At 74.9% G+C, this 16,892-nt stretch carries 11 protein-coding genes and 2 pseudogenes; 5 read left to right on the top strand and 8 right to left on the bottom strand.

Going from position 1 to position 16,892, the window contains the following annotated elements; all coding sequences use genetic code 11:
- Positions 1–17: 17 nt before the first annotated feature.
- The 5 genes and pseudogenes from BJF81_RS09050 to BJF81_RS09070 all read right to left on the bottom strand — a co-directional run bounded on the left by BJF81_RS09050 (position 18) and on the right by BJF81_RS09070 (position 5,024).
- Positions 18–1,688 carry an alpha/beta hydrolase gene (locus BJF81_RS09050; protein ID WP_237770148.1) on the bottom strand — a complete coding sequence of 557 codons (1,671 nt, stop codon included), beginning with the start codon at positions 1,686–1,688 and terminating at the stop codon, positions 18–20.
- A 116-nt stretch (positions 1,689–1,804) separates the two neighbouring features.
- The gene (locus BJF81_RS09055) at positions 1,805–2,971 is read right to left on the bottom strand and encodes a DNA polymerase III subunit delta' (RefSeq protein ID WP_075958070.1); all 1,167 of its coding nucleotides are present in this window, start codon (positions 2,969–2,971) and stop codon (positions 1,805–1,807) included.
- Positions 2,968–3,605, bottom strand: a pseudogene (tmk, locus tag BJF81_RS09060) (dTMP kinase). Before tmk ends, BJF81_RS09055 begins: the two are co-directional and overlap by 4 nt.
- Positions 3,602–4,459 carry a MerR family transcriptional regulator gene (locus tag BJF81_RS09065; protein WP_342447114.1) on the bottom strand — a complete coding sequence of 286 codons (858 nt, stop codon included), beginning with the start codon at positions 4,457–4,459 and terminating at the stop codon, positions 3,602–3,604. Before BJF81_RS09065 ends, tmk begins: the two are co-directional and overlap by 4 nt.
- A gap of 34 nt (positions 4,460–4,493) precedes the next feature.
- Entirely contained in the window at positions 4,494–5,024 is a 531-nt protein-coding gene (locus BJF81_RS09070) for an Lrp/AsnC family transcriptional regulator (RefSeq protein WP_075958187.1), read from the bottom strand.
- A gap of 103 nt (positions 5,025–5,127) precedes the next feature.
- Between BJF81_RS09070 and BJF81_RS09075 the strand changes: the two genes are divergently transcribed.
- A complete protein-coding gene (locus BJF81_RS09075; protein ID WP_075958071.1) occupies positions 5,128–6,297 on the top strand; it encodes a trans-sulfuration enzyme family protein in 1,170 nt (389 codons plus the stop codon).
- 20 nt (positions 6,298–6,317) lie between these two features.
- On the opposite strand, the gene BJF81_RS09080 is transcribed toward BJF81_RS09075, so the two are convergent.
- Positions 6,318–9,986 (bottom strand): WD40 repeat domain-containing protein, encoded by a 3,669-nt coding sequence (locus BJF81_RS09080; RefSeq protein WP_075958072.1) that lies wholly within the window; start codon positions 9,984–9,986, stop codon positions 6,318–6,320.
- Positions 9,987–10,015: 29 nt separating this feature from the next.
- Positions 10,016–10,312: pseudogene (locus tag BJF81_RS21495) on the bottom strand (helix-turn-helix domain-containing protein); the annotation flags it as partial.
- 50 nt (positions 10,313–10,362) lie between these two features.
- On the opposite strand from BJF81_RS21495, the gene BJF81_RS09090 reads away from it, so the two are divergent.
- From BJF81_RS09090 to crtI, 3 genes are read left to right on the top strand one after another with little or no spacing between them, the layout of a single operon-like run.
- Positions 10,363–10,707 carry a hypothetical protein gene (locus BJF81_RS09090; protein ID WP_075958073.1) on the top strand — a complete coding sequence of 115 codons (345 nt, stop codon included), beginning with the start codon at positions 10,363–10,365 and terminating at the stop codon, positions 10,705–10,707.
- Between the two features lie 54 nt (positions 10,708–10,761).
- On the top strand, positions 10,762–11,610 hold the full coding sequence (locus tag BJF81_RS17990; protein ID WP_075958074.1) for a phytoene/squalene synthase family protein: 849 nt from the start codon (positions 10,762–10,764) through the stop codon (positions 11,608–11,610).
- On the top strand, positions 11,607–13,232 hold the full coding sequence (gene crtI, locus BJF81_RS09100; protein WP_075958075.1) for a phytoene desaturase family protein: 1,626 nt from the start codon (positions 11,607–11,609) through the stop codon (positions 13,230–13,232). Before BJF81_RS17990 ends, crtI begins: the two co-directional genes overlap by 4 nt.
- Positions 13,233–13,254: 22 nt before the next feature.
- Here crtI and topA read toward each other — a convergent pair whose 3' ends face one another.
- Positions 13,255–16,023: a type I DNA topoisomerase gene (gene topA, locus BJF81_RS09105; RefSeq protein WP_075958076.1), complete on the bottom strand. Its 2,769-nt coding sequence runs from the start codon at positions 16,021–16,023 to the stop codon at positions 13,255–13,257.
- 586 nt (positions 16,024–16,609) lie between these two features.
- On the opposite strand from topA, the gene BJF81_RS17995 reads away from it, so the two are divergent.
- Positions 16,610–16,873 carry a hypothetical protein gene (locus tag BJF81_RS17995; protein ID WP_075958078.1) on the top strand — a complete coding sequence of 88 codons (264 nt, stop codon included), beginning with the start codon at positions 16,610–16,612 and terminating at the stop codon, positions 16,871–16,873.
- Positions 16,874–16,892: the final 19 nt, after the last annotated feature.

Genomic DNA, 16,892 nt, shown 5'->3' on the forward strand with positions numbered 1-16,892 from the left:
ACCCGCCCAAACCGTGCTCAGCAGCTGAGGCCGTCCTCCGGCACGGTCCCCTCGAGCAGGTAGGCGTCCACCGCGCCGTCGACGCAGTCGTTGGACCGGCCGTAGGCGGTGTGCCCGTCGCCGTCGTAGGTGACCAGCACCCCGGAGTCGAGGACGTCGGCCAGGTCCACGGCCCACTCGTAGGGGGTGGCCGGGTCGCGCGTGGTGCCCAGCACGAGGATCGGCGCCGCGCCGGTCGCGGAGTAGTCCTCGACGGTCTCCGAGGCCTGTGCGGGCCAGACCCCGCAGGCTCCCTCCCCGGCGAGGTAGCGGCCCCAGGTCGGGGAGACCTCCTCGAACTGCGCCCGCACCGCCTCGCTGTCCAGCTCCTCGGTCTCCTCGCCCGGCCGGTCCAGGCAGTTGACGGCGTAGATGGACTGCATGCCGTTGCCCTCGTAGACGCCGTCGGCGCCGCGGCTGGCGTAGGTGTTGGCCAGGAACATCAGCAGGGTCCCGTCGCCCTGCTGGGCCCGCTGGAGGGCCTGGGTGAGGATCGGCCAGAAGTCCTCGGCGTACATGGCCACGACGATCCCGAGCATGCCCCAGCCCTCGGTCAGCTCGGTCACCTCGTCGCCGCTGACCGGCAGGGGGTTCTCGTCGAGGTCGTCGAGGAAGGCCGGGATGGCCGCCATGGCGGTCTCCACGTCCTGCCCGAGCGGGCAGTCCCCACCGGCGACGCAGTCCTCGACGTAGGCGCGGGTGGCCCGTTCGAACCCGGCCGCCTGGCCCAGCCCCATCTCCACCGCCGAGAGGGTGGGGTCGATGGCACCGTCGAGGACGAACCGCCCGACCCGGTCCGGGAACAGGGTCGCGTAGGTGGCCCCGAGGAAGGTGCCGTAGGAGGCCCCCAGGTAGGTGAGGCGCTCCTCCCCCAGGGCCGCCCGCAGGACGTCCAGGTCGCGGGCCGCCTCCACCGTGGAGACGTGCTCGAGGAGGTCTCCCGCGTTGGCCTCGCACGCGGCGGCGAACTCCTCCTGGAGCGTCTCCAGCTCGGCCTCCTCGGCGGGGTCGTCGGGCGAGGGGTCGGAGCCGAGGAACTCGTCCAGCGCGTCGTCGTCGAGGCAGGTGACCGGGGCCGACCGACCGACCCCCCGGGGGTCGAAGCCGACGACGTCGTAGGCCCGGGCCACCTCGGGGGAGACGACGGCCCCGGCCATCATGGCGTAGTCCACGCCGGACGCGCCGGGCCCGCCGGGGTTGACGACCAGGGAGCCCTGGGCCTGCCCGGTCGCCACCGACCGCAGGAGGGCCAGCTCGATCGTGTCCGCGTCCGGCTCGGCGTAGTCGACCGGCACCGTCAACGTCGCGCACTCGAAGCTGCTCTCGCACGCGGACCAGTCCAGCTCCTGGCCGTAGAACTCGGCCAGCCCGGCGGGAGCACCGCCCGCCGACGACCCGGCCGTGCCGGTCGCGGCGTCGTCGTCCGGCGACCCGCTGCCCCCCTCGACGGGGGCCTGGGCGTCGGTGGTCCCGGACCCGTGGTCCTGCTCCACCGGGGCGGGGTCCTGCCCCGGGTCGGTGCCGGGCGTGCACCCGGCCAGGACCGTCAGCGCGGCCACGACGACGGCGGTCCCCAGCCGCGCGGTCCGTCCGCGGCCGGCCGGGTCGGGGGTGGCGCGGCGGGGGCCGGAGGTGCGAGGTGCTGCCACGGGGAGAGGTCCTTTGCGTGCGTCGGCCCGCTGGAGGGTGCCGGTGGTGGGTGTCGGGGCGGTCGGGAAGGGCCGTGGTCCCGGTCGTCGGACGCGCGGCCGTGGTCCGGCCGGGCTCATGACCGGCGCCCGGCCCGCTCGGGCAGGACGAGGGCGACCATCATCGCCTCCAGCACCAGCAGCGGGGCCCCGTTGGCCACGAGGCGTCCACGGGCCAGGCCGATCGTCTCCAGGGCGGCGAGCAGCTCCTCCGCGGAGAGGGAACGAGCGAGCCGCTCGATCTGCTCCGGCTCGGTGGCGTTGACCAGCTCGACGGGCGACCCGGTCGCCAGCATGAGCGCGTCCCGGTAGACGGAGGCCAGGTCGGTGAGCGCGGAGTCGATGCTGTCGTGCTGCTGGCGTCGGGTCTCGCGCTTCTGCCGGACCTCCAGGTCGCGCAGGTGGCTGCGGACCGCGGGCGGCTGCGCACGGGCGGCCGGGTCGGCGCCCAGCTGGGTCAGCAGGGCGCGACGCTCGGCCTCGGCCCGCTCGGCGGAGATGGTCTCGGCACCCTCGCCCGCCTCCTCGACGAGGTCCTGGGCGGCCCTCAGCGCCGCCCCCACGCCGGTGAGGGAGGTCGGGATCCCGACCACCTCGCGCCGCCGGGCCCGGGCGTGCTCGTCGGTGGCCAGCCGGCGGGCGATGCCGATGTGGCTCTGGGCGGCCCGGGCCGCGTAGTGGGCCATCGCGGGGTCGATGCCGTCGCGCCGCACGAGCAGGTCCGCGACGGCGTCGACCGGAGGCGTGCCGAGCTGCAGGTGCCGGCAGCGGGACCGAACCGTGACGATGAGGTCGTCGGCGGTCGGGGCGCACAGCACCCACACCGTGCGCGGCGGCGGTTCCTCCAGCGACTTCAGCAGGGCGTCGGCGGCCTGCTCGTTGAGCCGGTCGGCGTCCTCCACCACGAGCACCCGCCAGCGGCCGGTGCTGGGGCGGGTGGCCGCGGTGAGCGCCAGCTCCCGGGCACGGTCGACCCGGATGAAGGTCTCGGTGGTCGAGACGAACGAGACGTCGGGGTGGCTGCCGGCCAGCACCGTGCGGCAGGCGTGGCACTCCCCGCAGCCCGGGTCCGCGACCCGTTCGCACTGCAGGGCCGCGGCGAACGCCCGCGCGGCCACGCTGCGACCCGACCCCGGGGGACCGGTCACCAGCCAGGCGTGGGTCATGGCGGCGGGCACGGACGCGGCCCTGCGCAGCACCGCGACCGCGCGCTCCTGGCCGACCACCTGGTCGAAGACGCTCACGGCGCACCCGCCGGCCCGGGGAGCAGTGCCCGGACCCGCCGGCGCACCTGCTCGGCCAGCTCCTCGACGGGGCCGCCGGCGTCGAGCACCAGGTAGCGGTCCGGCTCCCGGGCCGCGAGCGCCAGGAACCCCTGCCGCACCCGGTCGTGGAACGTGTCGTCCTCGCGCTCGAGCCGGTCGTGCACGGTGCCGCGGCGGTCCCGCCCCTGCCCGGGGTCGACGTCGAGGAGCACGGTGAGGTCGGGCACCAGGTCCTCGACGGCCCACAGGGACAGGCCACGCACCTCGTCGTGGCCGAGCTCGCGGGCGGCACCCTGGTAGGCGACCGAGGAGTCGAGGTAGCGATCGGTCACCACCACCGACCCCCGGCCCAGCGCGGGGCGCACGACCGTGGCCACGTGCTGGGCCCGGTCGGCGGCGAAGATCAGCGCCTCGGCCCGGGGCGCGACGGACCCGTCCTCGCCGTGCAGCACCAGCTCCCGCAGGAACGGCCGAGGGGCGTGCCCCCCGGCTCACGGGTGCGCACGACCTCGTGGCCACGGTCGGACAGCCACCGGGCGAGCAGGTCGGCCTGGGTGGACTTGCCCGCGCCGTCACCGCCCTCGAAGGCGACGAACAGTCCGGGAGCGGTCACGGCGGCAGCCTACGTGAGGCGACCGACGCCCCATACCCGGTCGTCCACACCGGACCGCCCGCGGCGCCCGTGCGGTCAGGCGCGGGCGGCGTTGGCCACGACCGCGTCGCGGACGTACTGCGCCAGCCCGGGCGCGATGTCCTCGTAGGTCTTCGTGAACCGCGGGTCGGCGACGTACATCTCGCGATGCCCGCGTGCATCTGCCGAGGACAGTCGTAGAACCAGGTGCAGATCTGCTGGCGCGCGGCCTCGGCGGTGTCCATCGCCTCCGCGGAGGCGGCCGGCACGCCGTCCCGCATGAGCCGGACGTAGCGCGCGTTGATCTCGTCGCCCTCGTCCTTGATCTGCTCCCACTGCTCCTTGGTGTAGGACCTCGCCCGCTGCTGGGACTGCGCCCATGCCGCGGTGTCCCCCCAGCGCTGCTCGGCCTCCCGCGCGTAGCTCTCGTCGAAGTTGTCGCCGAAGAGCTCGCGCTGCTCCTCGCGGGTGATCTTGTACTCACTCATCTCTGCCTCCAGGGCCTTGTCGATGGCGCTGACGAGTCCTGCGAGCTCGTCCAGCCTGTCCGTGACCGCCGCGCGCTGCCGCCGCAGGTGCGCTGCGACGTCGGCCCCGTCGGCGAGCAGCTGCCCGATCTCCTCGAGCGGGAAGCCGAGCCGCCGGTAGACGACGACGTGCTGCAGCCGCCGCAGGTCCTCCTCGGTGTAGAGGCGGTAGCCCGCGGGGCTGCGCCCCGACGGCACCACGAGGCCGACCTCGTCGTAGTGGTGCAGGGTGCGCACCGTCACGCCGAGGCTCTCGGCCACCTGCCCCACGGTCAGCACGTCGTCGGTCATCTGCGGGTATGCGGTCACGTCACCGACTCTGCGGCCTCACGCCGCGTGAGGGTCAAGCCCGTTCTTCCCGCTCCCCCTCCGGACCGCCCTCGTCGTCGGGGCGCGTCATCGTGCCGCGGCCGCGCAGCGACTCGAAGATCAGCGAGGTCTCGGCGTGCAGCACGCCGGGGCGGTTGGTCAGGTGGTCCAGGACGAAGTCGCGCAGGGCGTCGGCCGACTCGGTCGCCACGTGCACGTAGTAGTCGATGGCTCCCGACACGTGGTAGGCACCCAGCACCCCGGGCAGCTGCGGGACCTCCTCGGTGAACTGCTCGAAGTGGCTGCGCCGGTGCCCGCCGAAGCGGACGGCGATCATCGCCTCGACGGGACGGCCGACCGCGACCGGGTCGACGTCGGCGTGGATGCCCCGGACCACGCCCCGCTCGCGCAGGGAGCGCACCCGCACCAGGCAGGTGGACTCGGCGATGCCGACCTCGCGGGCGAGCATCGCGTTGGACATCCGCCCGTCCTGCTCCAGCAGGCGCACCAGCGCCAGGTCGGTCTCGTCCAGTGGCTTGACGCGGTCCGGCGGGTTCTTCGGCACACGGTCAGCGTATGCGGACGCGGTCGCCACGGCATACCCGCACCTGCACCGCTGATCCTTCGTCAGTGTTGACGAGTTTGCTCAGGATCTGCACTCTTGTCCTATGCGCACCGAAGCCCTGGGTCTTGACAGCCGCGCCGTCCACGCCGGACGGGCCGACCTGACCGGTCTGGGGGTGCACGTCCCCCCGATCGACCTCTCCAGCACCTACCCGCTGCCCGACGTCGAGGCCGGGGGCGAGGCCTACGAGCAGATGGCCTCCGGCCAGGCCCGCGGCGAGCGGCAGACACCCGTCTACCAGCGGCTGTGGAGCCCGACGGTGGCCCGCTTCGAGGAGGCGCTGGCCGCGCTGGAGGGAGCCGAGGCCGGGGTGGCCTTCGCGTCCGGGATGGCCGCGCTCAGCGCCACCCTGCTCGCCTGCGTGTCCGCCGGCACCCCCCACGTGGTGGCGGTCCGCCCGCTCTACGGCGGCAGCGACCACCTGCTGGCCACCGGGCTGCTGGGCACCCGGGTGACCTGGGCCGACGCCGACCACGTCGCGGACGCGATCGAGGAGGACACCGGGCTGGTCGTCGTCGAGACGCCGGCGAACCCGACCCTGGACCTCGTGGACCTGCGCGCCCTGTGCGGGCAGGCGGGGGACGTGCCGGTGCTGGTCGACAACACCTTCGCCACGCCGGTGCTGCAGCGGCCGCTCGAGCACGGCGCGAGCCTGGTGCTGCACTCGGTGACCAAGTTCCTCGCCGGGCACGGCGACGTCCTCGGCGGGGTGGTCGCCACCTCCGAGGCGTGGGCCGGCCGCATCCGGCCGGTGCGGGCCGTCACCGGCGCCATCATGCACCCGCTGTCGGGCTACCTGGCCCACCGCGGGCTGCAGACCCTGCCGGTGCGGGTCCGGGCCCAGCAGGAGGGCGCGCAGGTGGTGGCCGGCTGGCTGACCGGGCACACCGACGTCGCCCGCGTCTACTACCCCGGGACCGAAGGGGCCGACCCGACCGGGCTCGTGGGCACGCAGATGACCGGGCCGGGCGCGGTGCTGGCCTTCGACCTGGGCAGCTACGACCGGGCGCGCCGGGTGGCGGAGAGCGTGCGGATGATCACCCACGCGGTCTCGCTGGGCGGGGTGGACAGCCTCGTCCAGCACCCGGCGGCGTTGACCCACCGTCCGGTGGCGGAGGAGGCCCGGCCGGGCGCGGGCATCCTGCGCCTGTCGGTCGGGCTCGAGGCGCCGGAGGACGTCGTCGCCGACCTGGAGCAGGCCCTGCAGGCCTGAGCCGGGCGGCGCCTGCGGCGCTAGGGCTCCTCGCAGGGGGCGGTCCAGGGGACGCCGGGCAGCCGGTCGGCCCACTCCTGCTCCGTGAGCCGCACACCGGTCGTCCGGCAGATCCAGGACCGGGCCCGGTCGACGTCGGTGTCCCAGATGCGCACCTCGCCCAGGTTGCCGCCGGCGTAGAGCACCTCGTCGCCGGCGCCCCAGCCGACGGCGAAGAGGCGGGTCTCGGCCGCCCCCAGGGCCAGCGGGTCGGCCCACCCGTCGTCGGTCCGGTCCCAGACCCACAGCCGGCCGTCCTGGGAGGCCGCGGCGAGGCGAGTCCCGTCGGAGCTGTACTGCACGTTGTAGACCTCCGACCCCGGGCCGGTGAGGGTGTCGACGAGCACGGGCGACGCGGGCTCCCGCACGTCCCAGACGGTCACCTCGCGGCCGGCGCCCACGGCGACCAGGTGCTCGTCGGCGGGGTCGAGGTCGAGGCCGAGGACCGCCCCGGGCGTGGAGAGGTCGCCGAGCGGCTCGCCGGTCCGGGTGCTCCACAGCCTGGTCCTGCCCACCTGACCGACCACGGCCACGTCGTGCACCGACTGCGCGACGGCATACACCAGCCCCTCGGTGTCCGCCCGTCCGGCCAGCGTGACCGTGGCCCGCTCCTCGTCCACGGCGTACCAGGAGACCCAGCCGTTGTCGCCACCGGCGACCAGGGTCGACCCGGCCGAGTCGAAGGCGACCATCTCCACGATCTTGCGGTCGGCCTCCTCCACCCGGCCCCCGGTGAGGTCGTCGTCGAGCACGGTGCGCGGGTCGGCGGGGTCGCGCACGTCGTAGGCCAGCACGCGGTCGGCGATCGTGCCGCCGACCATCACGGTGCCGGCGGGCCCCAGGTCGGCTGCGCCGCTGAAGGCCTCTCCCTCGGGCGCGCGGACCGCCGAGACCTGCTCGGGCCGGCGCGGGTCGCTCGCGGTGTCGTAGAGCACCAACCTGCCGTCGCCCGCCCCGGCCGCCACCAGCAGCAGCTCCCCGTCGGCGGCCGCGCGGGTGGTGAAGACGCCGTCGCCGTGACGCACCGGGACCGGGCCCGTGGTGTCCCACAGGAACCACTCGTCGTTCTCGGGGGCCACGAACCACCGACCGTCGTCGAGGGCCACGACGGCGACGTTGGGGGCCGCGGTCGCGACCGAGGCGGCCGGCACGTCCCAGGTGGCGGCGTCCCAGCCCGACGGACCACGGCGCCACAGGAGCACCTCCCCCGCCGACCCGACGGCCACCACCTGCTCGCCGCCCGGGGAGAACTCGACGTCGTTAACGTAGCTGGCGAAGGCGCGGGCCTCCCCCTCAGGCGCGAACCCCTGGTCCCCCACGGCGAAGAGCCGCAGCGTCTTGTCCCGGCCCACGACGGCCGCCGTCGCCCCGTCCGGCGACAGCTCGACCCGGTGCTGGAGCCGGCCGTCGGGGTCGACGAGGGTGTCGTCGACGCGCTCCCAGCCACCGGGCTCCACCCGCCACAGGACCGCGGTGCCGTCGTCGCCGAGGGTGACCGCACGGCGCGCGTCGGGACCGAGGTCCAGGTCCACGACCGGTCGCCCGTGGTCGGCCACGACCTCGGCGTCCCCCCACCCGTCGGCCGGGGCTCCGGCGGCGGGGCCGGTCCAGGAGAGGACCTGCCCGCCGGCCCCCGCCACCAGCAGCTGCCGACCGTCGGCCGCCCGCATGTCGAGGGCCACCGCGTAGCCCCCGTCCCCGCCGTCCGGCAGCGCCAGCACCCCGCCGTCCCTGGGGCGGGCGGTGTCGGAGACGTCGACGAGCCGTAGTCCGTGGGGTCCGGCGGTGGCCACGACCGTGCCGCCGTCGGGACTGACCACCAGGTCGGCGACCCCCGTGGTGGGGCTGGTCTGCTCGGCCAGGACGTTGACCGGGTCCGACGGGTCGCCCAGCCCCTCGTCGGTCAGCTCCGCGGTGCGCACGCTCCCGTCGGCCGCGCCCAGGGCGATCCAGCTGCCGTCCGGGGCGACGTCGCCCCGGTTGACGCCCGCCCCGTCGAGGTGCCGCGTCAGGTGCGGGCCGGCGGCGGCGTCGAGCACCGCGACCACGGCCTCCCTGGTCGGCTGCAGCGCGTGGGCCGAGACGGCGAACTGGGCCGCGGTGGCCGGATGCTCCTCCCGCAGGGACACCGCGAGGTTGGCCACCTGCCGCGACCGGGCCTCGTCCCGCTGCACCTGCACCTGCTGGCGGGAGGAGACGGCGGCCACGGACAGCCCGGCCGTCGCGACCGCCAGCACGGTGGTCGCCGCCAGAAGGCGCCGCGTGCGCCGGTGGGTGCGCTCCCGGCCGGCGGCGACGTCCCGCTGGCGCCGGGCCGACGCCTCGACGAAGTCGACCTCCTCGGTGGTGGCGTCCTCACGGTGCTCCGCCAGCCAGTCCTCGGCCAGGGCCAGCTGGCTGCCGGTGAGGAGCAGCGCCGGGTCGCGGCCGGCCTCCAGCCAGTCGACGCGCCGGGCCGCCACCCGGTCACGGACCTGCAGCGCACCGCCCCGGTCGCGGATCCACCCGTCGAGGAGGGGCCAGTCGACCAGCAGGACCTCGTGGCTCAGGGAGGCGCTGTCGCCCTCCAGCACCACGAGCCGCCGGTCGGACAGGTGCTCGAGCACGTCCTGCGCGCGTGGTCCCAGGGCGAGCAGCTCGTCCCGGGCGGCCCACCGGCGCGACGGCGCCTGTCCCTGCTGAACACCGACCAGGCGCAGCAGCAACCGCCGGGCGGTGCGGCGGTCCTCGTCCGGCAGGGCCTCGACGACGGCGTCGGCCCACCGCACCAGGGATCCGCGGAACCCGCCGACCTGCTCATAGTGGTCGCGGGTGAGCTCACGCCGGTCGCTCTCGGCCCACATCGCCCGGAGCAGGTGGGAGAGGTGGGGCAGCACCTGCTGGGCGTGCCCGTGGCCGAGCGCCTCCGCGAGGATCAGGTCGACCAGGCCGTCCTGCAGGCCCAGGCCGACGAGCTGCGCGGGCCCGGTGATCACCCCGTGGAGCTCGGCCCGCCCCGGCGGCCCGACCAGTACCTGCCGCTCGCGCAGGGCCCGCAGCAGGAGGGGGTGCTCGGCCGCGGTGCCGTAGTGGTCGGCACGCAGTCCCACGACGACCGCCCGCCGGCCGGGCGCCGCCGTCCCGTCCTCCCCCGGGGCGGGCCCGTCGACGTCACCGAGCCGCAGCCAACGCCCCAGGAGGTCGAGGAAGCGTTGCTGGACCGCCCGGTCGTGCCCGAGGGTGAACAGCTCCTCCAGCTGGTCGACGACCAGGACGTAGGCCCGGTCGCAGCGCGCGGGGGACGGGACGGTGTCCACGAGCAGGTCCACGGGCAGGGCGCCGGGAGTGATCCGTCGCACGTCGACGTCCTCGCCCAGCTCGCCCAGGCCGGCGCCCAGCAACGACGACTTGCCGGCACCGGAGGGGCCCACCACGGCGACCGTCGCCAGGTCGGCGAGCGCGGCGAGCACGGTCTCCCGCAGCTCGGCCCTGTCCTCCTCCCGCCCGAAGAAGAGGTCGGCGTCCTCGGCCCCGTAGCTCTCCAGACCCAACCACGGGGCCCGCCGCGCCGGCGGCGGGGCCGGACGGGTGCGCATCTCCCAGAGCCGCTGCTCCCAGGCGGGCACCTCCCTGTCCGGGACGCCGCAGGCCCGGAGGATCCCGCGGAGCACCTCGGGGCGGTTCCACGGCGGCAGCGTCGGCCGGCGAAGTAGTCGCCCAGGGTGCTGGCCGGGATCCCGCTGCGGGCAGCCACCTGCCGGACGGAGAGCCGGGCCTGGTGGCGCAGCGCGGTGAGGGCAGCGCCGAACTCCTCCGCGGTGAGCGGCGCAGCGGCCATCCCCACCTTCCCCTCGTCGGCGTCATGGTGGACAAGGACCATTCTGACGCACCCGGACCGTCCGGACCGGACCGACCCGGCGTCCGGGGTCGTCCGGACAGCGCAAAGACGGCTGCGGAGGGGCCGGCGTCCCGGCACGATCGGTGCCGGGAGCAGCATCCGTCCACGGGTGGCCCTGCTCCGACCGGCCGGCCCGGGGAGGACGAGAGATGACCCGACCACGTGATGCTGCCGAGCTGCTGTGCTCCGTGCTGGCCCTGCCGCGCTACCGACGTCGCTGGGTGCGGCACGTGCGGCGGATGGCGCCCAGCGCCTCGGTCCACCACGCGGCCGTCGCCGAGGTCATCGTCCGCCACCTCGTGGAGTCCGGCGAGCTCGACGGGAACGCTCCGCGGCCGGCACGGACCTACAAGGACCTCGTCGGGCGGGCCCTGACCGGTCGCACGCTCAGCTGCGCCACGCTCCAGCTGTTCGTGGACGCCTTCGAGATCGAGGACGAGCTCGCGGACCGTCTGTGGAGCACCCTCCTGGGCGACCGGGTGCGTTCGGGCTGACCGTGCGCCCGGCCCCGGCGCGTGGGACGTGCCCGGGGCAGGTAGGTTCGTGCCGTGAGAGCTCGCCCCTCCGGCCCCTACGACGAGGTCGCCCAGGCCAGTGCGGCCGTCGTCATCGAGTGCTACTCGACCTCCTTCGGCTGGGCCACCCGCCTGCTGGCGGAGCCGGTGCGCACGCACGTGCGGTGCATCTACGCCCTCGTCCGGGTCGCCGACGAGCTCGTGGACGACGTCGACCTCGCCTGGGACCGGGGCCGGCGCGCCGCCCTCCTCGACGCCCTGGAGGAGGACACCCGACGCGCCCTGCGGATCGGGGGAAGCCCGAACCTGGTCGTGCACGCCTTCGCCCGCACGGCCGTCGAGCACGGGATCGGCTGGGACCTGGTCGGCCCGTTCTTCGACTCGATGCGCGCCGACCTGGACGTCGCCGCGCACGACCCCGACTCCTTCGCCACCTACGTCTACGGGTCCGCCGAGGTCGTGGGGCTGATGTGCCTGCGGGTGTTCGTCGGCGGCGACCAGGCGCGCTACGAGCAGCTCGCCCCGGGCGCCCGCGCCCTCGGGGCGGCCTTCCAGAAGGTCAACTTCCTGCGGGACATGGCCGACGACCACGGCGAGCGGGGCCGGGACTACTTCCCGGGGGTCGACCCGGGCCGGTTCGATGACGCCCGGCGCGACGTCCTGCTCGACGACATCGACGCCGACCTCGCCGCCGCGGCCGCGGTCATCCCCGAGCTCCCGCCCAGCAGCCGGCGGGCGGTGAGGGCGGCCCACGACCTGTTCGCGGCCCTCTCGGAGCGGCTGCGGCGCACGCCCGCCGCGGAGATCGCCACCCGACGCGTGCGGGTCCCCGACCCGGTCAAGGCCGTCGTGCTGGCCCGCTGCCTGGTGGGTCGCCGATGAGCAGGGTGGTCGTGGTCGGCGGAGGCATCTCCGGGCTGGCCAGCGCGGCGCTCCTGGCGGCCGACGGACACGAGGTCGAGCTGCTCGAGCAGCGCGAGGGCGTCGGCGGGCGGGCCGGGTCGTGGTTATCCGACGGCTACCGGTTCGACACCGGTCCGTCCTGGTACCTCATGCCCGAGGTCTTCGACCACTTCTTCGCCATGATGGGCACCAGCACCGCCGAGCAGCTGGACCTTCGGCAGCTCGACCCGGCCTACCGGGTCTTCTTCGAGGGGTACGACGAGCCCCTCGACGTGGTGGCCTCCACCGAGGACAACGTGGCCACGTTCGAGCGCATCGAGCCCGGCGCCGGGGCGGCGCTGCGGGGGTACCTCGCGTCGGCCAGGGACGCCTACGACATCGCCCTGCGCCGTTTCCTCTACACCAGCTTCACCCGGCCGCTGGCGCTCGCCTCCCCGGACGTTCTGCGCCGCGTCCCCACGCTCGGTCCCCTGCTCACCCGCTCGCTGGAGTCCTTCGTCGCCGCACGCTTCCAGGACCGGCGGCTGCGGCAGGTGCTCGGCTACCCCGCGGTCTTCCTCGGCTCCTCGCCGGACCGCACCCCCAGCCTCTACCACCTGATGAGCGCCCTGGACCTCACCGGCGGCGTCATGTACCCCCAGGGCGGTTTCGCCCACCTCGTCGAGGCGGTGCACCGGCTCGCCCTCGAGGAGGGGGTCCGCGTGCGCACCGGAGCCCGGGCGGTGTCGGTCGAGACGGTCGGGCGGCCCGGCCACCGCGCGCCCACGCTGCCGGGACGCCTGCGCGACCGGCTGCCCGCCCGCCTGCGGGGCAGGACCGCCCGCGTGACCGGTGTGCGCTGGGTCGACGGTGAGGGCGTGGAGCACTCCTCCCCGGCGGAGGTGGTCGTCGCGGCCGCGGACCTGCACCACGTCGAGACGCGCCTCCTGCCCGAGCACCTGCGGACCTACCCCCAGCGCTACTGGGACCGCAGCACGAGCGGCCCGGGGGCGGTCCTGGTGCTGCTCGGCGTCCGGGGGCAGCTGCCGCAGCTGCCCCACCACAGCCTGTTCTTCACCGCCGACTGGCGGGACAACTTCGACCGCATCCGGGAGGGACGGGTGCCCGACCCCGCCTCCGCCTACGTCTGCCGGCCCTCGGCCACCGACCCGGACGTCGCCCCGTCGGGCTGCGAGAACCTCTTCGTCCTGGTGCCCGTGCCGGCCGACCCGGGGCTGGGTCACGGTGGCCTGGACGGCGGGGGATCTCCGGCCGTCGAGCGGGTGGCCGACGCGGCGATCGCCCAGGTCGCCGCCTGGGCGGGGATCCCGGACCTGGCCGACCGCGTCGAGGTGCGGCGCACCATCGGGCCGGGCGACTTCGTCACCGACCTGTCAGCCTGGCGCGGCAGCATGCTGGGGCCGGGGCACACGCTGCGCCAGAGCGCCATGTTCCGCGCGGGGAACGTCTCCCGGCACGTCGAGGGGCTGCTCTACGCCGGTTCCAGCACGATCCCGGGCATCGGCCTGCCGATGTGCCTCATCAGCGCGGAGCTGGTCGCCAAGCGCCTCCGGGGGGACCACTCCACGGCCCCCCTGCCCGAGCCGTCCCCCGGCGGCTGACCGCCCCGGAGACCGGTGCGACCTACCCGGTCGACTTCCTGGTCGTCGTGCTCTTCGCCGGAGCCTTCCTGGCCGTGGTCTTCTTCGCGGTCGTCTTCTTCGCCGTGGTCTTCCTCGCGGTGGTCTTCTTCGCCGCCCGCTTGCGGGTCGTCGGGCCCTTGGCCCGCTTCTCCTCCAGCAGCTCGTAGCCGCGTTCGGGCGTGATCTCCTCCGGCTCGTCGCCCTTGCGCAGCGTGGCGTTGGTCTCCCCGTCGGTGACGTAGGGCCCGAACCGGCCGTCCTTGACCACGACGGGCCGCCCCGAGACCGGGTCGGTGCCCAGCTCCTTCAGCGGCGGCTTCGCCGCGGCCCGGCCGCGCTGCTTGGGCTGGGCGTAGATCGCCAGCGCCTCCTCGAGGGTGATGTCGAAGATCTGCTGCTCGCTGGTCAGCGACCGGCTGTCGGTCCCCTTCTTCAGGTAGGGGCCGTAGCGGCCGTTCTGCGCGGTGATCTCCTCCCCGGACTCCGGGTCGGTGCCGACGACACGCGGCAGCGAGAGCAGCCGCAGGGCCGTCTCCAGGTCGATCGTGGCCAGGTCCATGTCCGCGAACAGCGAACCCGTCCGCGGCTTGATCTTCTTGGCCCCCCGCTTGGGCGCCTCGTCCGGCTCGGGCAGGACCTCGGTGACGTAGGGGCCGTAGCGCCCGGCGCGGGCGACGATCTCGTGGCCGGTCCCGGGGTCGGTGCCCAGCACCCGGCCGTCGTCGGCGGCGGCCGTCAGCAGCTCCTCGGCCTTCGCCGCGGTCATCTCGTCCGGGGCGATGTCGTCCGGGACGGTCGCCCGGCGCGGCTGGCCGTCCTCCCCCGGCACCTCCACGTAGGGGCCGTAGCGGCCCACCCGGACCACGGTGCCGTCGCCGGTCTCCACCGCCGACACCGCCCGGGCGTCGATCTCCCCCAGGTCCTGGACGAGGTCGCGCAACCCCTCGGTGGAGGTGGCCTCGTCGCCGAAGTAGAACCGCTGCAGCCAGGCCACCCGCTGCTCGTCGCCGCGGGCGATGGCGTCCAGCCCCTCCTCCATCGACGCCGTGAAGTCGTAGTCGACCAGCCGGGGGAAGTGCCGCTCGAGCAGCTGGGTCACCGCGAACGCCAGCCAGGTCGGGATCAGCGCCGACCCGCGGGTGCGCACGTAGCCCCGGTCCTGGATGGTCCCGACGGTGGCGGCGTAGGTCGAGGGGCGGCCGATGCCCCGCTCCTCCAGCGCCTTGACCAGCGTGGCCTCGGTGTAGCGGGCGGGCGGGCTCGTCTGGTGACCCTGCGCCTCGGCGCGCAGCGTCTCCAGGGACACGCCCTCCGACAGCTTCGGCAGCCGCCGGCCCATGGCGCCGTCCTCGCCGTAGCGGCTCTCGTCCCGCCCCTCCTCGTAGGCCGCGAGGAACCCGCGGAAGGTGATCACGGTGCCGGAGGCGGCATACCCCGCCCGCGCGTATGTCGTGCGGGCGCCGCCCTCGGCGGCGCTCGCCGTCCCCTCCGGGAGGGTGGCCGCCAGGCGCACGCTGGCGGTGGACCCCTTGGCGTCGGCCATCTGCGAGGCGACGGTGCGCTTCCAGATCAGCTCGTAGAGGGCGTACTCCTGCCCCCGCAGCTCGCCGGCGACCTGCGCCGGGGTGCGGAAGGTGTCGCCGGCCGGGCGGATGGCCTCGTGCGCCTCCTGGGCGTTCTTGGCCTTCTTGCCGTACGTCCTGGGGGCGTCGGGGACGTAGTCGGCGCCGTACATGTCCCGCGCCTGCTGGCGGGCGGCGCTGACGGCCGAGCTCGACAGCGTCGTCGAGTCGGTCCGCATGTAGGTGATGTAGCCGTTCTCGTAGAGCCGCTGCGCGGTGCGCATCGCGGTCTGGCTGTTCATCCGCAGCTTGCGGGAGGCCTCCTGCTGGAGTGTGGAGGTGGTGAACGGGGCGGAGGGCCGCCGGGTGTAGGGCTTCTCGGCGACCTCCGTCACGGCGACGGTCGCCTCCCGGGTGCCGTCGGCGATCGCCTGGGCGGCGGCGGCGCCCAGCTGCACGGCCCCCTTGGTGCGCAGGGTGCCGTCGTCGGCGAAGTCGCGGCCGGTGGCGACCCGGGCACCGTCGACCTCCACGAGCCGGGCGGTGAAGGCCTGCCCGTCGTTGCCGCCCGGGACGAACTCCCCCTCGACGTCCCAGTAGGAGGCCGACCGGAACGCCATCCGCTCACGCTCGCGCTCGACGACGATGCGGGTCGCCACCGACTGCACGCGGCCTGCCGAGAGGCCCTGCTTGACCTTGCGCCACAGGACGGGTGAGACCTCGTAGCCGTAGAGGCGGTCGAGGACGCGGCGCGTCTCCTGCGCGTCGACGAGGTCGGTGTCCAGGTCCCGCGTGTCGTGGACCGCCCGCTGGATGGCCTCCTTGGTGATCTCGTGGAAGACCATCCGCCGGACCGGGACCTTGGGCTTGAGCACCTCGAGCAGGTGCCAGGCGATGGCCTCGCCCTCCCGGTCCTCGTCCGTGGCCAGGTAGAGCTCGTCGGCGTCCTTGAGGGCGCGGCGCAGCTCGGTGACCTTCTTCTTCTTGTCGGCGTCAACGACGTAGTAGGGCTCGAAGCCGCCGTCGACGTCGATGGCGAACCGGCCGAACGGGCCCTTCTTCATCTCCGGGGGCAGCTCGGAGGGGTTGGGCAGGTCGCGGATGTGGCCGACGCTCGCGTCGACGGTGAACTCCTTGCCGAGGAACTCGCCGATCTTCTTCGCCTTGGCCGGCGACTCGACGATCACCAGCTTGTGCCCTGCTGCCACGGTTGCTCCTCCGAACGGTCCGTGTGCCGCGGATTCGTCGCGGCTCCGACACGGGACCTCGGGCGTCACCGTAGCCGATGGGGCGACGGCCGCTACGCTGCTGCCTCATGACGGTGCACGGACGAGCAGGTATGCGGCCTCCCGGCCGGTCCCGACGCTGGACGGCCGCCGGGGTCGCCGCACTGGTGCTCCTGGCCGGGTGCAGCGTGGGGGACGGGGACGACGGCGAGGACCCGGCCGGCGGCACCGCCGGCGTCGAGGACGGGGACGACGCCGGGGACGGCGCCGCCGGGACCGCAGGTGCCGGCGAGGGGTCGGGCGAGGGCTCCGGGGGCAGCGCCGGCCCGCCGACCGAGCCGGCCGACATCGCGCCGGTGGTGGCCGGCCGGTCGGTCTCCGGCGGCGGAGGGACGGTGACCGTCGAGGGCGACCACGCCGGGTTCGTGCTCCCCTCGGGCAACATCGCCTGCTCGGTTACGGCCGCCTCGGCCGTGTGCCAGGTGGCCGAGAAGGGGTTCACCCCCCAGGCCGACCACCTGGCCTCGACCCTCGTCGCGGGTGCACCGCCGAGGAGGCGGACGCGCTCATGCTCTCCGCCGAGCGCGGGGCCTGGACCTGCCTGCCGGAGCCGCTGCTCGGGCAGGCTGCGGTCGACGCGGGCGGCTGGTGGGCGCAGGAGGCCGGTGAGACCGCCGACGTCGACGGGACCACCGTGGCGGTCCTGCCCTACGGCTCCTCCCTCACGCTGGGTCCGGTGACCTGCACCAGCGCCCAGGACGGGGTGCGCTGCGACAGCGACGAGATCGGCAAGAGCTTCCTGCTGTCGAACACCACCTACCAGTACGACTGACCGGCCCACGCCCGTCCCG

The organism is Ornithinimicrobium sp. CNJ-824 (genome assembly GCF_001942405.1).
In the GTDB taxonomy this organism is placed as follows: domain Bacteria; phylum Actinomycetota; class Actinomycetes; order Actinomycetales; family Dermatophilaceae; genus Ornithinicoccus; species Ornithinicoccus kibberensis.